Below are 19995 nucleotides of genomic sequence, written 5' to 3' on the forward strand. Positions count from 1 at the left end.
CCATGAGCCGCGAGACCGCCATCGATACCGTTGCCGCCTATTTCGACAAGGGTGTTTTCCAAAGTGAGCTGGCGGCCCTCGTTGCCTATCCCAGCGAGAGCCAGAACCCCGAGGCCGCGCCCGAGCTGATGCGCTATCTGCAAGAGGCGATGCTGCCCCGGCTGGAAAAGATGGGATTTGTTTGCGAGATCATCGCGAACCCTGATCCGCGCGGCGGCCCCCTGCTGATCGGGGAGCGGCACGAGGGCGAGGGCCTGCCGACCGTGCTGACCTACGGCCATGGCGATGTCATCCGCGCGCAAGAGGGCATGTGGCGTGACGGGCTGGCCCCTTTCGAGTTGATCGAGGAGGGCGACCGCCTTTATGGGCGCGGCAGCGCCGACAACAAGGCACAGCATCTGATCAACATCGCCGCTCTGGAGGCGGTGCTGGAGGCGCGGGGCACTTTGGGCTTCAACACCCGCATCGTGCTGGAAATGAGTGAGGAGGTCGGATCAAGCGGGCTGGCGGAGGTATTCCACAGCCACAAGGATCGGCTGACCGCCGATGTGCTGATTGCCTCTGATGGGCCACGGCTGCAACCCGATGTGCCGACCGTCTTCATGGGCTCGCGCGGGGGCATCACATTCGATTTGAAACTGACGCTGCGCGAAGGGGCCCATCATTCGGGCAACTGGGGCGGCCTCTTGGCCGATCCGGCGATGATCATGGCGCATGCGCTGGCCTCGATCACCGATGCGCGCGGCCAGATCCAGATCCCCGAGTGGCGCCCCGATAGCCTGACGGATGACGTGCGCGCCGCGCTGGATGGCCTGCCCGTCACGGGCGGCGAGGGGCCGAGCGTCGATGAGGATTGGGGCGAGCAAAGCCTGACGCCAGCCGAGCGTGTCTATGGCTGGAACAGCTTTGCCGTGCTGGCGATGACCAGCGGCGTGCCCGATGCGCCGGTCAATGCCATTTCCGACAGTGCGCGCGCGACCTGCCAGCTGCGCTATGTCGTCGGCACCGACCCGCAGGACATCATCCCGGCGCTGCGCCGCCATCTGGACGCGCACGGCTTCGAGGCGATCGAGATCGTGCCGCATGATCGCGGCTTTTTCGCCGCCACACGCCTCGATCCCAAGCATCCTTGGGTGCAATTCGTCACCGCCTCGATCGAGCAGACGGCGGGCCGGCCACCCCATGTTTTGCCGAATTTGGCCGGATCCCTGCCCAATGACAGCTTTGCCGACATCCTCGGGCTTCCGACGGTCTGGGTGCCCCACTCCTATCGCGGCTGCTCGCAACATGCGCCGAACGAGCATGTGCTGAAATCGCTCAGCCGCGATGCCTTGCGTGTCATGGCGGGCGTCTTTTGGGATGTGGGCGCGGGGAACACCCCGGCACGCTAAGCGCTCAAGCGCAGGCGCGACGGCATCTGGCTAACCTTCGCGCGGCGCGCTAGATTGGCTGCCATGTTTGCCCGTCTGTCCCTCATGTCCGCTGGCACGCGGCTGTCCTTGCAACTGGGCCTTCTGGCGCTGGTGCTGGCCACGTTGGTCTGGCCTCGGGTCGAGCGGTATTTTCTGGCCGATGCCGCTGCGCAAAACGGCGTGACCTTGCAACTGGTCAGCGATGGCCTGAGCGCTGCGCTGGATCGCTATGCGCCGTTGCCCAACCTGATCGCAGCCCGGCCCGAGTTGGCCGAACTGTTGCAAGCGCCCGGTGACGCGCGTCTGAGCGAACGCGTCAATGATATCCTGCTCAATACGGCCATTTCCGTCACCGCCTCGGATGTCTACCTGATGGATATGGACGGGCTGACGCTGGCCGCGAGTTCCTACCGCAAAGAGCGTTCATTCGTCGGGCGCAACTTCAGCTTTCGGCCCTACTTCACGCAAGCTGCGGCTGGCGGTCTGGGCCGGTATTTCGCTCTGGGGACCACATCGGGTGAGCGCGGGTATTTCTTTGCCGCCCCTGTGCGGGACGGCTCGCGCATCCTGGGTGTCGTCGCCGTCAAGTTCACGGTCGAAGCGTTTGAGGAGGGCTGGCAGGCCGCGTCGTCCAACATCTTTGTGACCGATCCTGCTGGGATCGTCTTCATGGCCAGTCGACCCGATTGGCGCCTGCGTGCCAGCGTGCCGCTGACCCCGCGCGCGTTGTCGGTCATCCGCGACAATCAGCAGTATCCGGCGGATCGCCTCGCGCTTTTGGAGATCGCGCGACGCAGCGCCGATGGTGTGGACTTTGCCGAGATCGACGGCACCGAGTATATCGCCTCGTCGAGTGCTGCGCTGGCCAGTGCGGGCTGGACCGTCACGGCCTTGCGCCGCGCCGCGCCGGCGCGCGTTCAGGCGGGCATGGTCTTTGCCGCGATTGCGCTATTGGCGGTGCTGGCGCTGTGCATCGCGGCCTATCTGCGCCACAGGGCGGCGCAGCGGGTGCAAGTCCACAGGATGCTCGAACAGCGCGTCGAGCAGCGCACCAAGGCGCTGCGCCACGAAATCGAAGAGCGCCGCCGCACCGAGGAGAAACTGAGGCGCACGCAGGCCGGTCTGGTGCAGGCTGGCAAGCTGTCGGCGCTGGGCCAGATGTCGGCGGCGCTGAGCCACGAGTTCAACCAGCCTTTGCAGGCCGTCAAAGCCTATGCCGAAAACGCGCAGACCTTTCTGGAGCGGGGCGAGACGGGCGAGGTGCGCGACAATATCGGGCGGATCAGCCGCATGGCCGACCGCATGGCGGCCATCTCGCGCCATTTGCGCAATTTTGCGCGTCGCCCCGGCGAGGCGATTGGGCCTGTGCCGCTTGGCCTTGTCATCGACGATGCGCTCGCGGTCAGTGCGCCCAAGCTGAAGGGCAGTGATGTGACGCTGGATTATATCCCGGTGGGCGGCGCACCTTGGGTCATCGGCGGGCACGTGCGGCTGCAACAGGTGCTCGTCAATCTGATTTCGAACGCTGTTGATGCGATGGATGGACGCGGGCGGCTGACCATTGCGGCGACGCGCCATGAAGGCGGCTGGCGGGTGACTATCCGCGACACCGGATCTGGCCTGCCGCCGGAGGCAGCCGAGCAAATGTTCGATCCTTTTTTCACAACCAAGCCGATGGGGCAGGGCCTGGGTCTGGGCCTGAGCATTTCCTACAACATCGTGCGCGATTTCGGTGGCACGCTCTGGGGAGAAGATCATCCGGAGGGGGGCGCGATCTTTGGCATTGATCTGGTCGCTGCCGAGGCGCCCGATCAGATTGCGGGCCGGGAGGCGGCGGAATGAGCTGCGAAGTGCTCTTGGTCGATGATGAGGAGGAATTGCGCTGCGCCGCCGCGCAAACGCTCAAGCTGGCCGGGCTGAGCGCCGCGGCAGAAGGCGATGCCGAGGTTGCGCTGGCGCGGCTGGCGCGCGATTTTCCCGGCGTTCTGATCACCGATATCCGTATGCCCGGCATGGACGGGATGACCCTGATGCGCCGAGCGCTCGAGATTGATCCAGCCTTGCCGGTCATCATCGTGACAGGCAATGGCGATGTGGAGCTTGCGGTGCAGGCGATGCGGGACGGGGCGTATGATTTTCTGGAAAAGCCCTATGATCCTGCGCATCTGGTGCAGGTCGTGCGCCGTGCGCTGGACAAGCGGCGCCTGACGCTGGAGAACCGCGCGCTGCGCAATCAGGTGGGCGGGCGCGATGTGATCGAGGCGCGGCTGATCGGGCGCTCGGACGTGATGGTGCGCCTGCGCGAAGAGGTGCGCGCCGTCGCGGCCACCGAGGCAGATGTCTTGATCAATGGTGAGACCGGCACCGGCAAGGAGGTGATCGCGCGCGCGCTTCACCGTGCCTCGGCGCGGCAGGGCAAGCCCTTTGTTCACATCAATTGCGCCGCACTGCCGCGTGATCTGGTCGAGATCGAGCTGTTCGGCCATGTTGCTGGCGCCTTTGCTGGCGCGCATCGGACCCGATACGGCAAGCTGGAGCATGGGCGGGGCGGCACGGTTTTCCTCGATGAGATCGACAGCCTCGATACCGGCGTGCAGGCCAAGTTCCTGCACGCGATCCAGAGCCGGCAGATCACGCCCCTCGGCTCGAACGATCCGGTGGATCTGGATGTGCGTTTCATCGCCGCGTCCAAGGACCGTCTGGACCGGGCGGTCGAAGAAGGGCGCTTTCGCAGCGATCTTTATTACCGGCTCAACGTGGTGACGCTGCGTGCGCCGCCCCTGTCGGAGCGGCGTTCTGATATTCCCCTGCTGCTGGTGCATCTCGTGCAGGAGGCGGCTGCGCGCTACAAGCGACCCGCGCCGGATGTGGACCCCGCCACGCTGGCCGAGGCGGCAGGGCGCGATTGGTCGGGCAATGTGCGCGAGCTGCGCAATGCCGCCGACCGCCTCGTTCTTGGCCTGCCGGCCGAGGCGCCCCCACCCGAGAGTGCCGCGCCCGCCGGGCCGCTGCCTGCGCAGATTGCCGCGCACGAGCGTGCGCTGATCGCCGCCGCGCTCAGCGCCAATGGCGGCGCGCTCAAGCCGACTTACGAGGCGCTGGGGATCAGCCGCAAGGCGCTGTATGAAAAGATGCAAAAGCATGGGCTAGATCGGGGCAGTTTCGCCTGAAGTCGCGCTGATGTGCGGTTTTCGACACAGCAATCCGGCCCGATGTACCCTTTTCGACCCATAGTAGCGCCTCAAGGCGGCCCTGTGGCGATTTGGCCAAGCATTTCGCTTGTCATTGCAGGCGATGCTTCGTTTACCTCCGATACGATCGCGGCTCCGGGAGGGTGCCGCGCATTTCTCATGGACCCTAGGGAGAGAGACATGAAACTCACTGCACTTCTTGCATCCACCACGATTATCGCCGCTGGCGCCGCCTTTGCGCAGGACGTCGACAAATCCGACTGGCCGAGCAGCTTTACCGTCGGCACCGCCAGCCAGGGCGGCACGTATTTCGCCTATGGGTCGGGCTGGGCCAACCTCGTGGCCGAAGAACTGGGCCTTACCGGCGGCGGCGAAGTCACCGGCGGTCCGATGCAGAACATGGCGCTGGTTCACACCGGCGAGGCCGCGTTCGGCATGACCACGATGGGCCCCGCAGCGGAATCGCTGGAAGGCACGAACCCGATCGCCCCCGGCCTCGAGATGACCGAGGCCTGCGCGATGTTCCCGATGTATCAGACGCCTTTCTCGGTGACGGCGCTGTCGTCGTCGGGCATCGAGAGCATCAGCGACATCCCCGAAGGTGCGCGCATCGGCTTTGGCCCCGCAGGCTCGACCTCGGACACGTATTTTCCGCGCATGATGGATACGCTGGGCGTCGAATATGAGCGCCGCAACGGTGGTTGGAGCGACTTGGGCGGCCAGCTTCAGGATGGTCTGCTGGACGTTGTGGCCTTTGCCGCAGGCGTGCCCGTGCCCGCCGTCAGCCAGTTGGAAGTGCAGACGGATGTGAACATTATCGAGTTCACCGAAGAAGAGCAGGCCCAACTGCTCGAGGCGTTCCCCGTCTCGGAATTCTCGATCGCGGCCAGCACCTACAGCACCCTCGAAGAGGACGCGCGCTCGGTCTCGATGTGGAACTTCACCATCGCGAATTGCGACCTGCCGGCCTCCTTCGTCAAGGCGGCGGTCGATGTCGTGATGTCCGATAACGACCGTATGGTCGGTATCCACAAGGCCGCAGCCTCGACCATTCCCGAGAACTGGGACAAGAACAAAGTCCTCAAGTGGCACCCCGGCGCGGCAGAATGGTTCAAGGAAAATGCCGACGCCGATATTCCTGATGACATGATCTACGGCAACTGAGCCAGACAGATCATTCTGCATGCCGCCCTCCGGATATAGGGGGCGGCATGTTATCATCGCGCGCCGGCACTTGGCCGCGACACTCCGGGGAGGGGGTTTTCCATGTCAGATCAAACCAAGAGCGATGCGGACGACATCACTCCGCAGGCGCCGATTGACCCGCAGGAGCCGATCGTCGTCGAAGGCGTCGATGAAGAGCCGATCGAAAGCAACAGGCGCATCTTTGCTGGGCAGGGCTACCTGATCGTTGCCGCACTGTCCGCGCTTTACGCGATCTTTCACGTGGCCGCGCTGAACGGTTGGTCGATCGAAGATTGGACGGGCGTCGAAATCCCCTTCCTGCCGACCTTCCCGATGGAGACATGGAATTTTCGCATCGTTCACGTCGCGGGCGCTCTGATCCTTGGATTTACCCTCTATTCAGCGCGCGGTTTTCTGGCGGATGGACAGGGCGGCAAGGCCCGTCATCCGCTTGATATCATCGCTGCGCTCGCCATGCTCCCGGCGCTTTATTCGGTCTGGATCGCGTTTGACATCGCCAACCAGATCGCCAGTGGCGTGATGTGGAACGGTATGGACGCTGAGATCAGGGCCTTGGAAATCTATCACTACGGCCTGCCCCTGATCGTCGCCTCCGCCGCCGGGATCGTTATTGGATGGATACGCGGGCGCGAGCGCGGACAGGTTGCCGTTGCCGATCTGCTCTTGTCGGTCTGCGCTGTTTCCGTCGCGCTTTACCTCATCACCATGTATGGCACGCTCATGCGCAATTCGACGGGCACGCCCTTCGCGCCCATCGGGATATCGCTGGCCGCTGTGGCAGGCACCGCCCTCATCATGGAAATGACGCGGCGCGTTGCGGGGCTCGCACTCATCGTGATCGCGGGTATTTTCCTCGTCTATGTCTTTGTCGGTGACATGCTGCCCGGCTTTCTCAATGCGCCGAACATCCAATGGACGCGCTTTTTCAGCCAGGTCTACACAGATGCAGGCATCCTCGGGCCGACGACGGCGGTTTCGTCCACCTACATCATCCTCTTCATCATCTTTGCCGCTTTCCTTCAGGCATCAAAGGTGGGCGACTATTTCGTCAATTTCGCCTTTGCCGCAGCCGGGCGCACACGGGGTGGCCCGGCCAAGGTGGCGATTTTCGCCTCTGGCCTGATGGGCATGATCAACGGCACCTCTGCGGGCAACGTGGTGGCGACAGGCTCGCTCACGATCCCGCTGATGAAGAAGGTCGGCTATCACAAGAAGACTGCCGGCGCGGTCGAGGCCGCCGCATCCACGGGCGGTCAGATCATGCCCCCCATCATGGGGGCGGGCGCATTCATCATGGCCGAGATCACGGGCATTCCCTACACGGACATCGCCGTGGCGGCGATCATCCCGGCGATCCTCTATTTCGTGTCGATCTTCTTCATGGTCGATTTCGAGGCGGCCAAGCTGGGCATGCGCGGGATGAGAGAGGACGAGCTGCCCAAATTCCGCGACATGATCCGCCGGGTGTTCCTGTTCCTGCCGATCATCATCCTGATCGTCGCGCTCTTCATGGGCTATTCGGTGATCCGGGCGGGCACGCTGGCGACTGCGGCGGCGGCCGTGGTGTCGTGGCTGACGCCCTACCGGATGGGCATTCGCAGCATCCTCAAGGCTTTTGAGTTGGCCGGGATCATGTCGATCCAGATCATCGCGGTTTGCGCTTGCGCGGGCATCATCGTGGGCGTCATCAGCCTGACGGGCGTCGGCGCGCGCTTCTCGTCGGTGCTTTTGGGTCTTGCTGACACCAGTCAGTTGCTCGCGCTCTTCTTTGCGATGTGCATCTCGATCCTGCTGGGCATGGGGATGCCGACGACGGCGGCCTATGCGGTGGCGGCCTCGGTCGTGGCGCCGGGGCTGGTGCAGCTGGGCATTCCGCAGCTGACGGCGCATTTCTTTGTCTTCTACTTTGCGGTGGTATCGGCCATCACGCCCCCTGTGGCGCTGGCCAGTTATGCGGCGGCGGGCATATCGGGCGCAAACCCGATGGAGACATCGGTGGCCTCCTTCAAGATCGGGATTTCGGCCTTCATCGTGCCCTTCATGTTCTTCTACAACGGCGCGATCCTGATGGATGGGACGTGGGTCGAAGTCATCCGCGCGGGCGTGACGGCCATCTTTGGCGTGTTCCTGCTGTCCTCGGGCGTGCAGGGCTGGTTCGCGGGCCAGCGTGTTGCGTGGTTCATGCGGATTGGCCTGATCGTGGCCGCGCTGTGCATGATCGCGGGCGGGCTAGTCACTGACCTTGTCGGGATCGGGCTGGCCGTGGTGCTCTACTTTGTGCAGCGCCAGTTCGCACCGGCGCCGGATGCACAGATCGCGGTGCGCGGCAGCGATTGATCCAAGGCAACGGCCCCCTTTCGCGGGGGGGTGCATCACCTGACGGCTGCCTATAGAAAGGGCGCGTGCCAATCGAGGCGCGCGCCCTATCTCCTCGCCGAGACCCAAACGCCGGAGCGTTCATGACCGTTACAGATAATCGCGCCCTGCGTGACGCCTTTGGCCGCTTTGCCACCGGGGTCACCGTTCTGACAACGCGCGAGGGCGATGGCACGCCGCGCGGCTTTACCGCCAATTCCTTCAGCTCGGTATCGCTGGACCCGCCTCTGGTGCTGGTGTGCATCGGGGACAACGCCCATAGCGGTCCGGCTTTTTACGCTGCGCCGCATTTCGCGGTCAATATTCTGGGCGCGGCGCAAAAGGATGCCGCGATGCTCTTTGCATCCCGCAGTGAAGAGAAATTCGACAAGGCCAAATGGCACGCAGGCACCCATGGCCTTCCGCTGCTGCCCGGTGCATTGGCTACGCTTATCTGCGCCCGGCACGATCTGGTTCGGGCGGGCGATCACGTCATCCTCATCGGCGAGGTTCTGGAGAGTGCGATCGGCGATGGCCCGGCCTTGGGCTATCATCAGGGCGAATTCATCACCATCTGATCGCTCAGTAGGAATACTCGTCGTAGATCCGGCTCAGATCGCCGTTCCATTCGCCTTCATAGCGCGCCAACAGCTCGTCCGCGGGCGTCTGGCCTGACTGGATGCTCTCACGCAGGGCGTTCAGGAAATGCGTCTCGTCAGGAATCAGACCGTCGGCACCCGCACGCGCGCGGGCCTTGAGCCCGGCCTCGGAGATATCGAGGGTGCGCCGCGCCAGATCGTGCATGTCGATGCCATCGACCTTTGCCTGAAGCGCATCGACGCTGGCTGCAACGCGCAGCGCCTCGCGCTGCTCGGGTGTCCAACCCTTGACCAGATCCCATGCGGCATCGAGGCTGGCGCTGTCATACATGATGCCGGTCCAGAACGCAGGCAGTGCGCAAAGGCGGCGCCACGGGCCACCATCGGCGCCGCGCATTTCCATGAATTTCTTGATCCGGGCCTCGGGAAAGATCGTCGTCAGGTGATCGGCCCAATCCGAGAGGGTCGCCTTTTCCCCCGGCAACGCCGGAAGCGCGCCGCGCATGAAATCGCGAAAGGATTGACCCAGCGCGTCGATGTATTTGCCGTCGCGATAGACGAAATACATGGGCACATCGAGGGCGTAGTCGACATACCGCTCGAACCCCATACCGTCCTCGAAGACGAAGGGCAGCATGCCGGTGCGGTCCGCATCCAGATCGCGCCAGACGCGGCTGCGCCATGACTTGTGGCCGTTCGGCTTGCCTTCGAGGAAGGGCGAGTTGGCGAAAAGCGCGGTCGCCACAGGCTGCAACGCCAGCGCCACGCGGAACTTCTTGACCATGTCGGCCTCTGAGGCAAAGTCCAGATTGACCTGCACCGTGCAGGTGCGGCGCATCATGACCCGGCCCATCGTGCCGACCTTTTGCATGTAGCTGTCCATCAGCTTGTAGCGGCCCTTGGGCATGAGGGGCATGTCCTCATGCCTCCATTCGGGCGCCGCACCAAGCCCGATGAAGCCGACGCCTACGCGGTCGGCCACATCCTTGACCTCGCGCAGGTGGCTGTTGACCTCGTCGCAGGTGCCGTGGATCGTCTCGAGCGGGGCGCCGGACAGCTCAAGCTGGCCGCCGGGCTCAAGCGAGACGTTCGCGCCGTCCTTTTCGAGGCCGATCAGGTTGCCATCCTCGGTCACGGGAGACCAGCCATGCACATCGCGCAGCCCTTCGAGCACGGCCGAGACACTGCAGGTGCCATGGTAGGGAATGGGCTTATGGGTGTCCTTGCAATAGCCAAATTTCTCGTGCTCGGTGCCGATGCGCCAGTCCGCCTTGGGCTTGTTACCGGCCTCGAGATATTCGGCCAATTGGCCGTGATGTTCTATCGGGCCGCCGCCTGACTGGGGAATGGACATGGGCAGAGCCTCCGCTGATTTTCAGGCCTCAGTAGGTGGCGCGGGGCGCGGGGGGTGTCAACCCGCCCCGCGCAAGTTCACGTCAGGCGCAGATGGGGCGATGCGGTGCCCGGCCGCTGCCAGAGGATGCTGCGCCCCGCATCCTTGCGGCGCATTTCGGCCAGCATACGCTCGGTCCTGATGCCCGGCAGCGCGGCAAAGACATCAAAGAGCGCATCTGCCCCTGCCGCCGTCAGCGGAATCATCACGTCGTCCTGCTCGGGCTGGCTGAGTACCCAATGCGCAGGTTTGCCGTTGCGGTCGAGCGCGAGCGCGGTCATTTCCGACCGCGCGATGACACCGCCGCCCAGCGGGCCGAAATACCCGATCGCGCCCTCGTCGATCTGCACGACACCCGGCCCGCCCGTGCCGCCGGCAAAGCGCATCCGCTGCGCGGCGGCAACCAGCGATATGGTGCCAAGACCGGCGATGACGCAGCCCAGCCAGAAGGTAAGGCCATAGCTGGTCAGAAGGATCAGTGCCCCAAGGGCGATGATGCCGAGGCTGACGAGAACGCCCTGCCAGCGGGCGAGCGTCTGCGTCGCCTCGGGCCGCAGAAAGCGGCTCATGCCCAATCCCCCAAGGTGATCTGCCACAGTGTCAGCGCCGCGACGGCGGCGGTATCGGCGCGCAGGATGCGCGGGCCAAGGCGTGCGGCATGGGCATGGGGCAGCCCCTTGAGGCGCGCCCGCTCGGGGCCTGAGAAACCGCCCTCGGGGCCGATGAGGATGGCCCAGGGACCGCCGCCGCCCGGCATCGACAGCGCACCGCCCGTCGCAAGTGCTTCGTCGCAAAAGAGGATGCGGCGCGCGGGATCCCAGTGGTCCAGCAGGCTGCCCAGCTTGGCCAGGTCATCTACGGGCGGCACGTAGGTGCCGCCGCATTGCTCGGCGGCCTCGACTGCGTGAGCTTGCAGGCGGTCCTGCCGGATCCGCTCGGAATTGGTGAAGTCGGTCTGCACGGGACAGATGCGCGCGGCGCCCATCTCAGTCGCCTTTTCGACGATGAAATCGGTGCGCGCCTTCTTGATCGGCGCAAAGAGAAGCCAGAGGTCGGGCGGCATCTGCAAGGGACGGGTTTGCGACACGCAAGTCAGCAACCCGGCCCTTTTGCCCGCCTCGGACACCTCGGCCAGCCATTCGCCATCCGCGCCATTAAAGAGCGCGACGGGCGCACCGACGCCCTGCCGCATCACGCCGAAAAGGTAGTGCGCCTGATCCCGATCCAGACGAACCGTTTGCCCCGGCCCCAATGGCTGCTCTACATGTAATCTGATTTTGGCCGTATTCATGAGGCGCACCATATGACCCAAGCCGACCCTAGACCAGAGGGCACAGCAGAGGATTCCGTCGCGGATTCTGTGCGTGGAAATTGGGTGGATCGCTATGCGCCCCGCAAGGCGCGCCCCTACCTGAGGCTGAGCCGTGCGGATCGTCCCATCGGAACGTGGCTGTTGCTGCTGCCGTGCTGGTGGGGTCTGCTTCTGGCGATGCTGCATGATGGGCAGGCGCGTTGGTTTGATCTGTGGATTTTCCTTGGCTGCGGCATTGGCGCTTTTTTGATGCGCGGTGCCGGCTGCACCTGGAACGACATCACCGACCGGCACATCGACGGCAGCGTGGCGCGCACCGCGTCGCGGCCCATTCCCTCGGGGCAGGTCAGCGTCAGGGGGGCGCTGGCGTGGCTGGTGGCCCAAGCGCTGGTGGCGTTCCTGATTTTGCTGACGTTCCCGATCATGGCGATCGGCCTCGGCATTCTCGCGCTGGCGCCGGTGGCGGTCTATCCGTTTGCCAAGCGGTTCACATGGTGGCCGCAGGTTTTCCTGGGGATTGCGTTCAATTGGGGCGCGCTTCTGGCATGGACGGCGCACACCGGGCAGCTGGAGTGGCCTGCCCTCATCCTCTATCTGGCGGGGATTGCCTGGACGCTTTTTTACGATACGATCTATGCCCATCAGGATGCCGAGGATGACGCGCTGATCGGGGTGAAATCCACCGCGCGCCTTTTTGGGGATCGCTCGCCCCTCTGGCTGCGGTGGTTTCTGGTGGCCACGGTCGTGCTGATGACGGCGGCGGTGATCCTTGCGGCGCGCGGCGGCGACCCCATCGCGCTACTGGTCGCGCTTTTGGGGCCATGGGCGCTGGGCCTGCATCTGGTCTGGCAGATGACGCGGCTGGATACGCAGGACATGCAAGGACTGCTGAGGCTCTTTCGATCCAACCGCGATGCGGGCCTGCTGCCCCTGCCGTTTTTCGCCGTCGCGCTGCTCGTGTGATTGAACAACCGGGGGCGGGGCCGTAAATACGTTCCAAAGGTTCACAAGGATCGGGCCGTTCATGCGACTGTCAGCCATTTTCGCGATTGCCGGAACATTTCTGTTGGCCGGGGTGCTTTGCCTTGTGGCTGCGGGATTCTCGGTGCGGGTTATCGAGGACAACGCCCGCAACAGCGTGCGCAGCGAACTGGACAAGGAAGGCATGACCTGGACCGAGGTCGATGCCGACGGTTTGCAGGTCTTTCTGGCCGGGGTCGCACCCAGCGAGGCCAAGCGCTTTGCCGCGCTGACCGTGGCGGGCCGCATCGTGGACGCAGCGCGCGTCATCGACCAGATGCTGATCGAGGACACCGCCGAGATGGCGCCTCCGCGCTTTTCCATGGAGATCCTGCGCAATGATCACGGTATTTCGCTGATCGGTCTGATTCCCGCGCAGATGGACCGCGACGCTTTCGTCGCGGAAATGGAAGAAATGGCCGGCGACGCCGAAGTCACGGACCTCCTTGAAGCCGCCGATTACCCTGTGGCCGACAGCTGGAACGAGGCCATCAGCTATGCGGTGCGCGCGCTGGGCCAATTGCCGCGCGCCAAGATTTCGGTCGATGCGGGGCGGGTTGCGATCACGACGATGGCCGACAGTCCCGAGAAAAAAGTCTTGCTCGAACAAAGTCTGCAACGGCGCGTGCCCTCGAACGTGCGCGTCGCCGTCAATGTCTCGGCGCCGCGGCCTGTCATCACGCCCTTTACGCTCAGGTTCCTGATCGAGGATGACGTGGCGCGGTTCGATGCATGCTCGGCCGATACGCCCCAGGCCCAGAAGCGCCTCCTGGAGGCGGCCCGCGCGGCTGGCCTTGAGGACGATGCAGAGTGCGTCATCGGCCTTGGCGTGCCGACACCCGAATGGGGCAAGGCCGGAGCGCTGGCCATCAAGGCAATCGGTGAGCTCGGCGGGGGAAGCGTGACATTCGCCGACGCCGATATCACGCTGGTCGCGGCGCAGGGCACTGCCGAGGCAAAGTTCGACGATGTCGTTGGCGGGTTGAACAGTGATTTGCCCGACGTCTTTGCGCTGCACGCAGTGCTGCCACAACCCGAAGCCGAAGGCGCCCCCGTCATTCCCGACTTTGTGGCCACTCTGTCGCCCGAGGGTCTTGTGCAATTGCGCGGCAAGGTCGGTAGCCAGCGCCTGCGCGATACGGTCGACAGCTTTGCCAAGGCGCGGTTCCGCTCGGATGCCGTCTATACACGGGCACGGGTTGCCGAGGGCCTGCCTGCTGAATGGCCGATGCGCGTTCTGACCGGCCTAGAGGCGCTGGGCTTCCTTGGACAGGGAGCCGTTGTCGTCACGCCGGACAACGTGACGGTCACGGGCATGACGGGCCGCAAGGAAGCCAATGCGCAGATTGCGGGACTTTTGGCCGAGAAGCTGGGCGCTTCGGCGCAATTCGATATTGATGTGCAGTATCAAGAGGCGCTCGACCCTGTTGCCGGTTTGCCGACGCCCGAAGAATGCATGGCGCAGATCGCACAGATCCAAGAAGAGCGGAAAATCAATTTTGAGCCCGGATCAGGCACGCTCGACGGGAACGGCGCTTCGGTCATGAACGATATTGCGGACATCTTGAGCAAATGCGGTGAGATCCAGATCGAGATTGGCGGGCATACCGACAGCCAGGGCCGCGAAGAGATGAACGAAGAGTTGAGCGAGGCGCGCGCCAATGCCGTTCTGGACGCGTTGCGCGCGCGCCGGGTGCTGACGTCGAGCTATTCTGCCGTTGGTTATGGCGAGAGCCAGCCCATCGCGGGCAATGATACCGAAGAGGGCCGCGAGGCGAACCGGCGCATCGAATTTACCCTGATCGAGGCCGAACCTGCGCCTGATCTTGAAGACTCGGGGCTTGAAAGCCTCGAAGAAGAGGGGCAGGAAGAGAGTGTAACTCCGGAAGAGGAAGAAGGCTCGGGCGATGAACAGAACTGAATTCATCATCGCCACGGCGATCATTCTTTTTGTGGCCTTCGCGCTTGGCTGGTTTGCCAACTGGCTGGTGCATCGTTTTATTCGGGTATCCCATTCCGATGTGGGCGAGCTTGACCGCATGGCGCAAGAGCTGCACGAGGCGGAGGAGACGCGCGATCAGGCGATCACCTATTTGCAGCAGCGCGAAGCAGAACTGACCAATCAGTTGACCCAGACCGAGGCCGAACTGGCCGCGACGATGGATGGCCTGCGCGAGGCGCGCCAGGAAACCGAGCAGATCCGCGCGCATTACGAGCGCCGGCAGGCCTGAGCATCTGGTCAGACCGATTGAAGTCTGTGGCCGGCGCCGCCCCGCACATTTGATGCAAACTGCATATAGTGCGTTATCTGGGGCATTGGCAGATCCTTGATCAAGTCCAAAGTATCGTTTTTAACACTTGGCCCACCGGCAATCCCTCTCTCCAAAGCGCGACAACACACCTTGTGACCTCAACAAAGGGCGAGGCGCTCGCTCCCTTGAGTTTGTGCGGGGCGCTGCGTCGAATGCGGTCGGCCGAGCCGAATAACCGATACAAATTGAAGTGTTAACGGCGCCGTAACACCCGCGCTGCTATCGCTGATTTTGGGTGAGTTATGAGGTGGTGAGATGAGCGCGCAAGGCAATGCGGCGCCAGTCATCATCAAGAGAAAGAAAATTATCGCTGGGGGCGGGCATCATGGTGGTGCCTGGAAGGTCGCGTATGCGGACTTTGTCACGGCGATGATGGCGTTCTTTCTTTTGATGTGGCTGTTGAACGCGACAACGGAAAAGCAACGCAAGGGGTTGGCCGATTATTTCAGTCCGACCGTGCCGATCAGCCGTGTGTCGGGTGGCGGGGACGGCCATTTTGGGAGCCATAGCATCAGGGCAGAGGACGTTCTGTCCAGTGAGGGCGTTGGCGCTTCGAACCTGAGGGCAACCGAATCGCGGATGGCCCGCGGCCAGACCGGGACGGATTCCGCCCCGGACGCTGGGCTGCGTGAATTGCAAAAGCAGATCGAAGATGCCCTGACCGCGAGCAGTGGCGAGAGCATGGTGTCGTCAGGGCTCAAGCGGCACATCATAACGCGTGTCAGCGACGAGGGGCTTGTGGTCGAGCTGATTGACGTTGCGGGTGCGCCTCTCTTTGCCGAGGGTGAAGCGGGGGCCACGCCGATATTGGGCGAACTGGCTGCCTTGCTGGTGGAAGTGGGCGCGATGGTAACAAATCCGGTAGCGGTCGAAGCGCATATCCGGGCCAACCCTGTCGTGCTCAAAGATAATCCAGTCTGGGACATCTCCACTCAGCGGGCGCAGATCATGCGCGAACTGTTGAAATCGCACGGGCTTGCGCCCGAGCGCATGGCGCGGGTGACAGGCCATGCCGATCGTGATCCGGCCGTGCGCAATCCCATGGCGGTGCGAAACAATCGGATCGAGGTGATCTTTCTGCGCACTGATGCTTGAGCGATGGCCGCGTCAGGGATGAGGGTTCGATTGAATTGGATTTTATCTGTTAGGCGGATGTTAAAGGAGCGCGCGTAAGTCTGTTCTTCGATGAAAGTCGATGCAGCAGAAAGGCGTATCCATGACAATATCTTCTTCGCTAAATGCCGGTGTGGCGGCCCTTGCGGCCAACGCAAACCGCCTCGCAGCGATCTCGGACAATATCGCCAATTCGGCGACATACGGGTACAGGCGGGTGGAAACGGATTTTCAGTCCATGGTCATCAGTGGCGCGGGCGGCAGCTATTCTGCTGGCGGTGTAAGGTCCCAGACGCAGCGGCTGATCGACCAGGGCGGGTCATTGACGACGACGTCGAACGCAACGGATCTAGCCGTTCGTGGACGCGGGATGCTGCCTGTGGCCCGCTCCAGCGAAGTAGCGCTTGGCAATGGCAGCCAGCAGATGCTGCTTACGTCGACAGGATCCTTTCGCACCGACTCGGACGGTATTCTCAAGACGCAAAGCGGCTTGGTCCTGCTCGGCTGGCCGGCCAACGCAGATGGCACTGTCCCGGAATTTCCGCGTGACACGGCAGATGGGCTGGAGCCTGTGCGCATCAACGTGAACCAGCTGACGGGGGAGCCGACGACCTCCATCAACTTGGGCCTCAACCTGCCCGCGACGGCGACGAACGCAAGTGCTGACGGCATCCCTGAAAACTTGTCGGTCGAATATTTCGACAACTTGGGAAAATCGGAAAGCGTGCAGGTCGAATTCACGCCGACGATACCGGGAACGGGCGATTCGAATGAATGGACTATGGCATTGCGGGACTCCGCTCAAGGCGGAGCATTGATTGGTGAATACACCCTGAGCTTCGACGATTCCCGCGCTTCGGGCGGCACGCTTTTGAATGTGGCGTCGGGAGCGGTTGGTGGTGCCTATGACGCTGCCACCGGTTCCCTGATCGTGAATGTCGCCGGCGGCCCCATGGAGATCAATATCGGCAAGGTCGGCGCACCTGACGGGCTGACCCAGCTTTCCGACAGTTTTGCACCGCTGTCCATTTCCAAGGACGGCTCGCCCGTGGGTAACATGACGTCGGCCAAGGTGGATGAGAACGGCTTTGTGCATGCGTCCTATGACACCGGTATCACGCGCATCATCTACCAGGTGCCGCTGGTCGATCTGCCCAACCCCAATGGAATGGTCTCGCTCGACCAGCAGACCTATCTGCCGTCTCCGGATAGCGGGTCGTTCTTCCTGTGGAACGCCGGTGACGGCCCGACCGGAGATATTGTCGGCTTTGCCCGTGAGGAGAGCGCGACCGACGTTGCGGGCGAGTTGACAGATATGATTCAGACCCAGCGCGCCTATTCATCGAATGCCAAGGTGATCCAGACCGTGGACGAGATGTTACAGGAAACCACCAACATCAAGCGCTGATAGGCTGACAAACCGGGTGCCTCAGGGTGCCCGGCGCCCCTTCCACAAAATCGAAAGACGCCCTCATGAGCATTTCCTCCGCCCTGTCGAGCGCACTCTCCGGCCTTGCCGCAAATTCGCGCGCCGCCGGAGTCGTTGCGGCCAACCTGGCCAATGTCCAGACGGATGGATATGGTCGCCGCGAGATCGCGCTCTCGCAGAATGGCAACGTGGGCGATGGCGGTGTCCGTGTCACCGGCATCACACGTCACGTGGACATGGGGGTGCTGTCGGACCGGCGCCTTGCAGACAGTGAGTTGGCACAGACGCAGACCCGCGCGGGATTCCTTCAGGAGGTGCAAAGCAGCATCGGCACACCTGACATGCCCGGATCGCTTTCGGGGCGTATTGCCGCGCTGGAGGCATCATTCGTAACGGCTGCGAGCCGCCCGGAAGCGGTGGATCGCCTACAGCAGGTCAGCCTGCGCGCCGCCGAAGTCAGTGCTGCATTCAACGCGATTTCGGACGATATACAGTTCCAGCGCACACGCGCGGAAGAGCAGATCGAAAGCGCGGTTCGCGGCCTGAACGCCGATCTGGGGCAAGTGCACCGCCTGAACATTCTGATACAGGATGCGCAGCGCGAGGGCGCCGATCCTTCTGGATTGCTCGATCATCGGCAGGTCGTCATCGACCGCGTCGCCGACATGATCCCGGTGCGCGAGGTGCCGCGAGATGACGGCGCCGTTGCTCTGATGACCCCGGCCGGAGCGCTTCTCGTGGATAGCTCGAGCGCAACCTTCGCCTTTACACGGACGAATGTCATCGCGCCCCACATGACGATCGAGGGCGGCCTGCTCTCTGGCATTCAGATCAACGGGGAGCAGGTAGAGCCGTCCGGCATGCGCAGCCCGATCGCCGGTGGTCGCCTGTCGGCCATGTTCGAAGTGCGCGATTCTCTGGCCGTCGATGCGCAAAAGCAGGTTGATGCCCTTGCGCGGGACATGATTGCACGCTTTCAGCAACCGTCGCTTGATGCGACGCTCACCGCTACGGACCCAGGCCTATTCACCGATGCAGCTATGCGGTTCGATCCATCCGACGAGGTCGGTATCGCGGGGCGGATCACGCTGAACGACGCGGTTGATGCGGCCAGTGGTGGCGACCCTCGCAGGCTGCGCGATGGTCTCGGCGCGGCTGTGCCAGGCCCCGAGGGAGATGCTGCGTTTCTGAACGCTCTTGGGGATGCTTTGTCGATGGGTGGCCAGATGTCATCTGGTGACCTTGGCGGCGCATCAGGGTCACTCTCCACACATGTTGGCAGCATGGTGTCCCAATTGGCGCAGAGCGCACTGGCGGAAGACCGAGCCAACAGTTTTGCAGCCGTCAGGCAATCGGGCCTCGAGGAAAGGCTGTCTGCCGAGGGTGTCAACAGTGACGATGAAACGGCGCGGCTTCTTTTGATCGAGCAAGCCTATTCCGCCAACGCGCGCATGATCCAGACACTAGATGAAATGATGAAAACTTTGCTGAGGATTTGATGATGATGTTTCATGCCGTGGGCGATCTTGCCCAATCCTTGTCCCAGCGCCGCCAGAGCGCATCTGCGCAATCCGACGTCATGCGCCTGACCCAGGAGATGTCATCGGGTGAAGTGGCGCATGTGTCCGAGCATCTCCAGGGCAGTTTTGGTCAGCTTGCCGATATGGAAAACCGACTGGCCGTCAACGAGGCGCGCCGGATGGCAGGGGCCGAGGCCGCGACACAGGCGGCGACGATGCAGGGCGCGCTCGAGTTGATTCAAAACCGCCTGACCGACCTTTCTGACCGCGCGATGGTGGTCAGTCAGGCAAGTGAGGGTCCGGCGTTCGCGTCCTTGGGTCGCAGTGCCAACCAGACGTTGGGCACCATCATATCCGCGCTAAATGTCGACGTTGCCGGGCGTCCGGTCTTTGCCGGTAGTTCCCTGAATGCCGCCCCCCTTGCCAGCGCCGCCGACACGATGGCAGCTGCGCTATCAGCGGTGTCAGGTGCGGTCGATGCCGCTGGCGTGCGTGCGGCGCTCGACACCTTTTTCGACATGGCTGGCGGCGGTTTCGAGACGGTGATCTACCAGGGCGGCACTGCGGATTTGACGGCCTTTCGTCTCGGCGAAGGCGAGGAAGTCGCCCTGGCGATCCGCGCCGATGATCCCAAGGTCAGGGCGATCCTGAAAGATACTGTCATGGCGGCGCTGGCTGCTGACGAGTCTCTTGCTCTGGACGGCGCAGAGCGTGTGTCACTGATGCGCGATGCTGGAGCGGCGATGAGAGCGGGGCTGGATCAACTCGTCGGTCTGCGCGCCAATCTCGGCTTTGCCGAGGAGCGCATAGGTCATTCCATTTCGCGCAATGCTGCGGAACACTCCGCGCTGAAAATGGCGCGCAGCGACTTGCTGGCGGTGGACCTCTTCGAAACAGCGAGCGCTCTTGAGCAGGCTCAGCTGAGACTTGAGACGATCTATACCCTGACCGCGCGCACAGCGCGCCTCAATCTGGTGAACTTCCTTTGAAAAACGCGATTCTCAGTTTCCTCACGATGGTTGCATTGAGGTCCCTTCTCGTTCCGTGTGGGTAGTCGGGCGCACCGGTGCTTGAGCCGCTCCCATATTTCGTGCCTTCGGTAGGCGCGTCCGACGCGGAGACCTCAGCCATCG

Annotated in this window: 16 protein-coding genes; 13 read left to right on the top strand and 3 right to left on the bottom strand. The window is 63.2% G+C overall.

Features of this window, described 5'->3' with window-relative positions; genetic code table 11:
- Positions 1-2 precede the first annotated feature (2 nt).
- The 6 genes from V8352_RS16090 (at position 3) to V8352_RS16115 (ending at position 8742) form a co-directional block, all read left to right on the top strand.
- A complete protein-coding gene (locus tag V8352_RS16090; RefSeq protein WP_336425320.1) occupies positions 3-1391 on the top strand; it encodes a M20 family metallopeptidase in 1389 nt (462 codons plus the stop codon).
- An 84-nt stretch (positions 1392-1475) separates the two neighbouring features.
- Positions 1476-3254, top strand: coding sequence for an ATP-binding protein (locus V8352_RS16095; protein ID WP_336425321.1), 1779 nt, complete (start codon positions 1476-1478; stop codon positions 3252-3254).
- On the top strand, positions 3251-4582 hold the full coding sequence (locus tag V8352_RS16100) for a sigma-54-dependent transcriptional regulator (protein ID WP_336425322.1): 1332 nt from the start codon (positions 3251-3253) through the stop codon (positions 4580-4582). The genes V8352_RS16095 and V8352_RS16100 overlap by 4 nt, the downstream gene beginning before the upstream one ends.
- A 201-nt stretch (positions 4583-4783) precedes the next feature.
- Positions 4784-5767 (top strand): TAXI family TRAP transporter solute-binding subunit, encoded by a 984-nt coding sequence (locus V8352_RS16105; RefSeq protein ID WP_336425323.1) that lies wholly within the window; start codon positions 4784-4786, stop codon positions 5765-5767.
- Positions 5768-5869: 102 nt separating this feature from the next.
- Positions 5870-8146, top strand: coding sequence for a TRAP transporter permease (locus tag V8352_RS16110; RefSeq protein ID WP_336425324.1), 2277 nt, complete (start codon positions 5870-5872; stop codon positions 8144-8146).
- Between the two features lie 122 nt (positions 8147-8268).
- Entirely contained in the window at positions 8269-8742 is a 474-nt protein-coding gene (locus V8352_RS16115) for a flavin reductase family protein (RefSeq protein ID WP_336425325.1), read from the top strand.
- Positions 8743-8746: 4 nt separating this feature from the next.
- On the opposite strand, the gene V8352_RS16120 is transcribed toward V8352_RS16115, so the two are convergent.
- The 3 genes from V8352_RS16120 to V8352_RS16130 form a co-directional block, all read right to left on the bottom strand.
- Entirely contained in the window at positions 8747-10117 is a 1371-nt protein-coding gene (locus V8352_RS16120; protein WP_336425326.1) for a glutamate--cysteine ligase, read from the bottom strand.
- Positions 10118-10194: 77 nt separating this feature from the next.
- Positions 10195-10725, bottom strand: coding sequence for a hypothetical protein (locus V8352_RS16125; protein ID WP_336425327.1), 531 nt, complete (start codon positions 10723-10725; stop codon positions 10195-10197).
- Entirely contained in the window at positions 10722-11447 is a 726-nt protein-coding gene (locus tag V8352_RS16130; protein ID WP_336425328.1) for a 16S rRNA (uracil(1498)-N(3))-methyltransferase, read from the bottom strand. Before V8352_RS16130 ends, V8352_RS16125 begins: the two co-directional genes overlap by 4 nt.
- Before the next feature lie 12 nt (positions 11448-11459).
- Between V8352_RS16130 and ubiA the strand changes: the two genes are divergently transcribed.
- From ubiA to V8352_RS16165, 7 genes are all read left to right on the top strand, one after another.
- Entirely contained in the window at positions 11460-12431 is a 972-nt protein-coding gene (ubiA, locus tag V8352_RS16135; protein ID WP_336425329.1) for a 4-hydroxybenzoate octaprenyltransferase, read from the top strand.
- Between the two features lie 61 nt (positions 12432-12492).
- The gene (locus tag V8352_RS16140) at positions 12493-14409 is read left to right on the top strand and encodes an OmpA family protein (RefSeq protein ID WP_336425330.1); all 1917 of its coding nucleotides are present in this window, start codon (positions 12493-12495) and stop codon (positions 14407-14409) included.
- Complete coding sequence (locus tag V8352_RS16145; protein WP_336425331.1) at positions 14396-14719, top strand: hypothetical protein; 324 nt, start codon at positions 14396-14398, stop codon at positions 14717-14719. The genes V8352_RS16140 and V8352_RS16145 overlap by 14 nt, the downstream gene beginning before the upstream one ends.
- A 336-nt stretch (positions 14720-15055) precedes the next feature.
- A complete protein-coding gene (locus tag V8352_RS16150; RefSeq protein WP_336425332.1) occupies positions 15056-15895 on the top strand; it encodes a flagellar motor protein MotB in 840 nt (279 codons plus the stop codon).
- Positions 15896-16016: 121 nt separating this feature from the next.
- Entirely contained in the window at positions 16017-17321 is a 1305-nt protein-coding gene (locus tag V8352_RS16155) for a flagellar hook protein FlgE (RefSeq protein WP_336425333.1), read from the top strand.
- A 65-nt stretch (positions 17322-17386) separates the two neighbouring features.
- Entirely contained in the window at positions 17387-18841 is a 1455-nt protein-coding gene (gene flgK / locus V8352_RS16160) for a flagellar hook-associated protein FlgK (RefSeq protein WP_336425334.1), read from the top strand.
- Positions 18842-18843: 2 nt separating this feature from the next.
- A complete protein-coding gene (locus tag V8352_RS16165) occupies positions 18844-19851 on the top strand; it encodes a flagellin (protein WP_336425335.1) in 1008 nt (335 codons plus the stop codon).
- Positions 19852-19995 lie beyond the last annotated feature (144 nt).

It is taken from the genome of Roseovarius sp. D0-M9, from assembly GCF_037083805.1.
GTDB lineage: Bacteria > Pseudomonadota > Alphaproteobacteria > Rhodobacterales > Rhodobacteraceae > Roseovarius.

Coding starts and splice junctions, on each gene's coding strand:
- V8352_RS16120 (WP_336425326.1), bottom strand. CDS start 10,117: ATGTCCATTCCCCAGTCAGGCGGCGGCCCGATAGAACATCACGGCCAA.
- V8352_RS16155 (WP_336425333.1), top strand. CDS start 16,017: ATGACAATATCTTCTTCGCTAAATGCCGGTGTGGCGGCCCTTGCGGCC.
- V8352_RS16115 (WP_336425325.1), top strand. CDS start 8,269: ATGACCGTTACAGATAATCGCGCCCTGCGTGACGCCTTTGGCCGCTTT.
- V8352_RS16140 (WP_336425330.1), top strand. CDS start 12,493: ATGCGACTGTCAGCCATTTTCGCGATTGCCGGAACATTTCTGTTGGCC.
- V8352_RS16145 (WP_336425331.1), top strand. CDS start 14,396: ATGAACAGAACTGAATTCATCATCGCCACGGCGATCATTCTTTTTGTG.
- flgK (WP_336425334.1), top strand. CDS start 17,387: ATGAGCATTTCCTCCGCCCTGTCGAGCGCACTCTCCGGCCTTGCCGCA.
- V8352_RS16110 (WP_336425324.1), top strand. CDS start 5,870: ATGTCAGATCAAACCAAGAGCGATGCGGACGACATCACTCCGCAGGCG.
- V8352_RS16100 (WP_336425322.1), top strand. CDS start 3,251: ATGAGCTGCGAAGTGCTCTTGGTCGATGATGAGGAGGAATTGCGCTGC.
- V8352_RS16095 (WP_336425321.1), top strand. CDS start 1,476: ATGTCCGCTGGCACGCGGCTGTCCTTGCAACTGGGCCTTCTGGCGCTG.
- V8352_RS16150 (WP_336425332.1), top strand. CDS start 15,056: ATGAGCGCGCAAGGCAATGCGGCGCCAGTCATCATCAAGAGAAAGAAA.
- V8352_RS16090 (WP_336425320.1), top strand. CDS start 3: ATGAGCCGCGAGACCGCCATCGATACCGTTGCCGCCTATTTCGACAAG.
- V8352_RS16130 (WP_336425328.1), bottom strand. CDS start 11,447: ATGAATACGGCCAAAATCAGATTACATGTAGAGCAGCCATTGGGGCCG.
- V8352_RS16165 (WP_336425335.1), top strand. CDS start 18,844: ATGATGTTTCATGCCGTGGGCGATCTTGCCCAATCCTTGTCCCAGCGC.
- ubiA (WP_336425329.1), top strand. CDS start 11,460: ATGACCCAAGCCGACCCTAGACCAGAGGGCACAGCAGAGGATTCCGTC.
- V8352_RS16105 (WP_336425323.1), top strand. CDS start 4,784: ATGAAACTCACTGCACTTCTTGCATCCACCACGATTATCGCCGCTGGC.
- V8352_RS16125 (WP_336425327.1), bottom strand. CDS start 10,725: ATGAGCCGCTTTCTGCGGCCCGAGGCGACGCAGACGCTCGCCCGCTGG.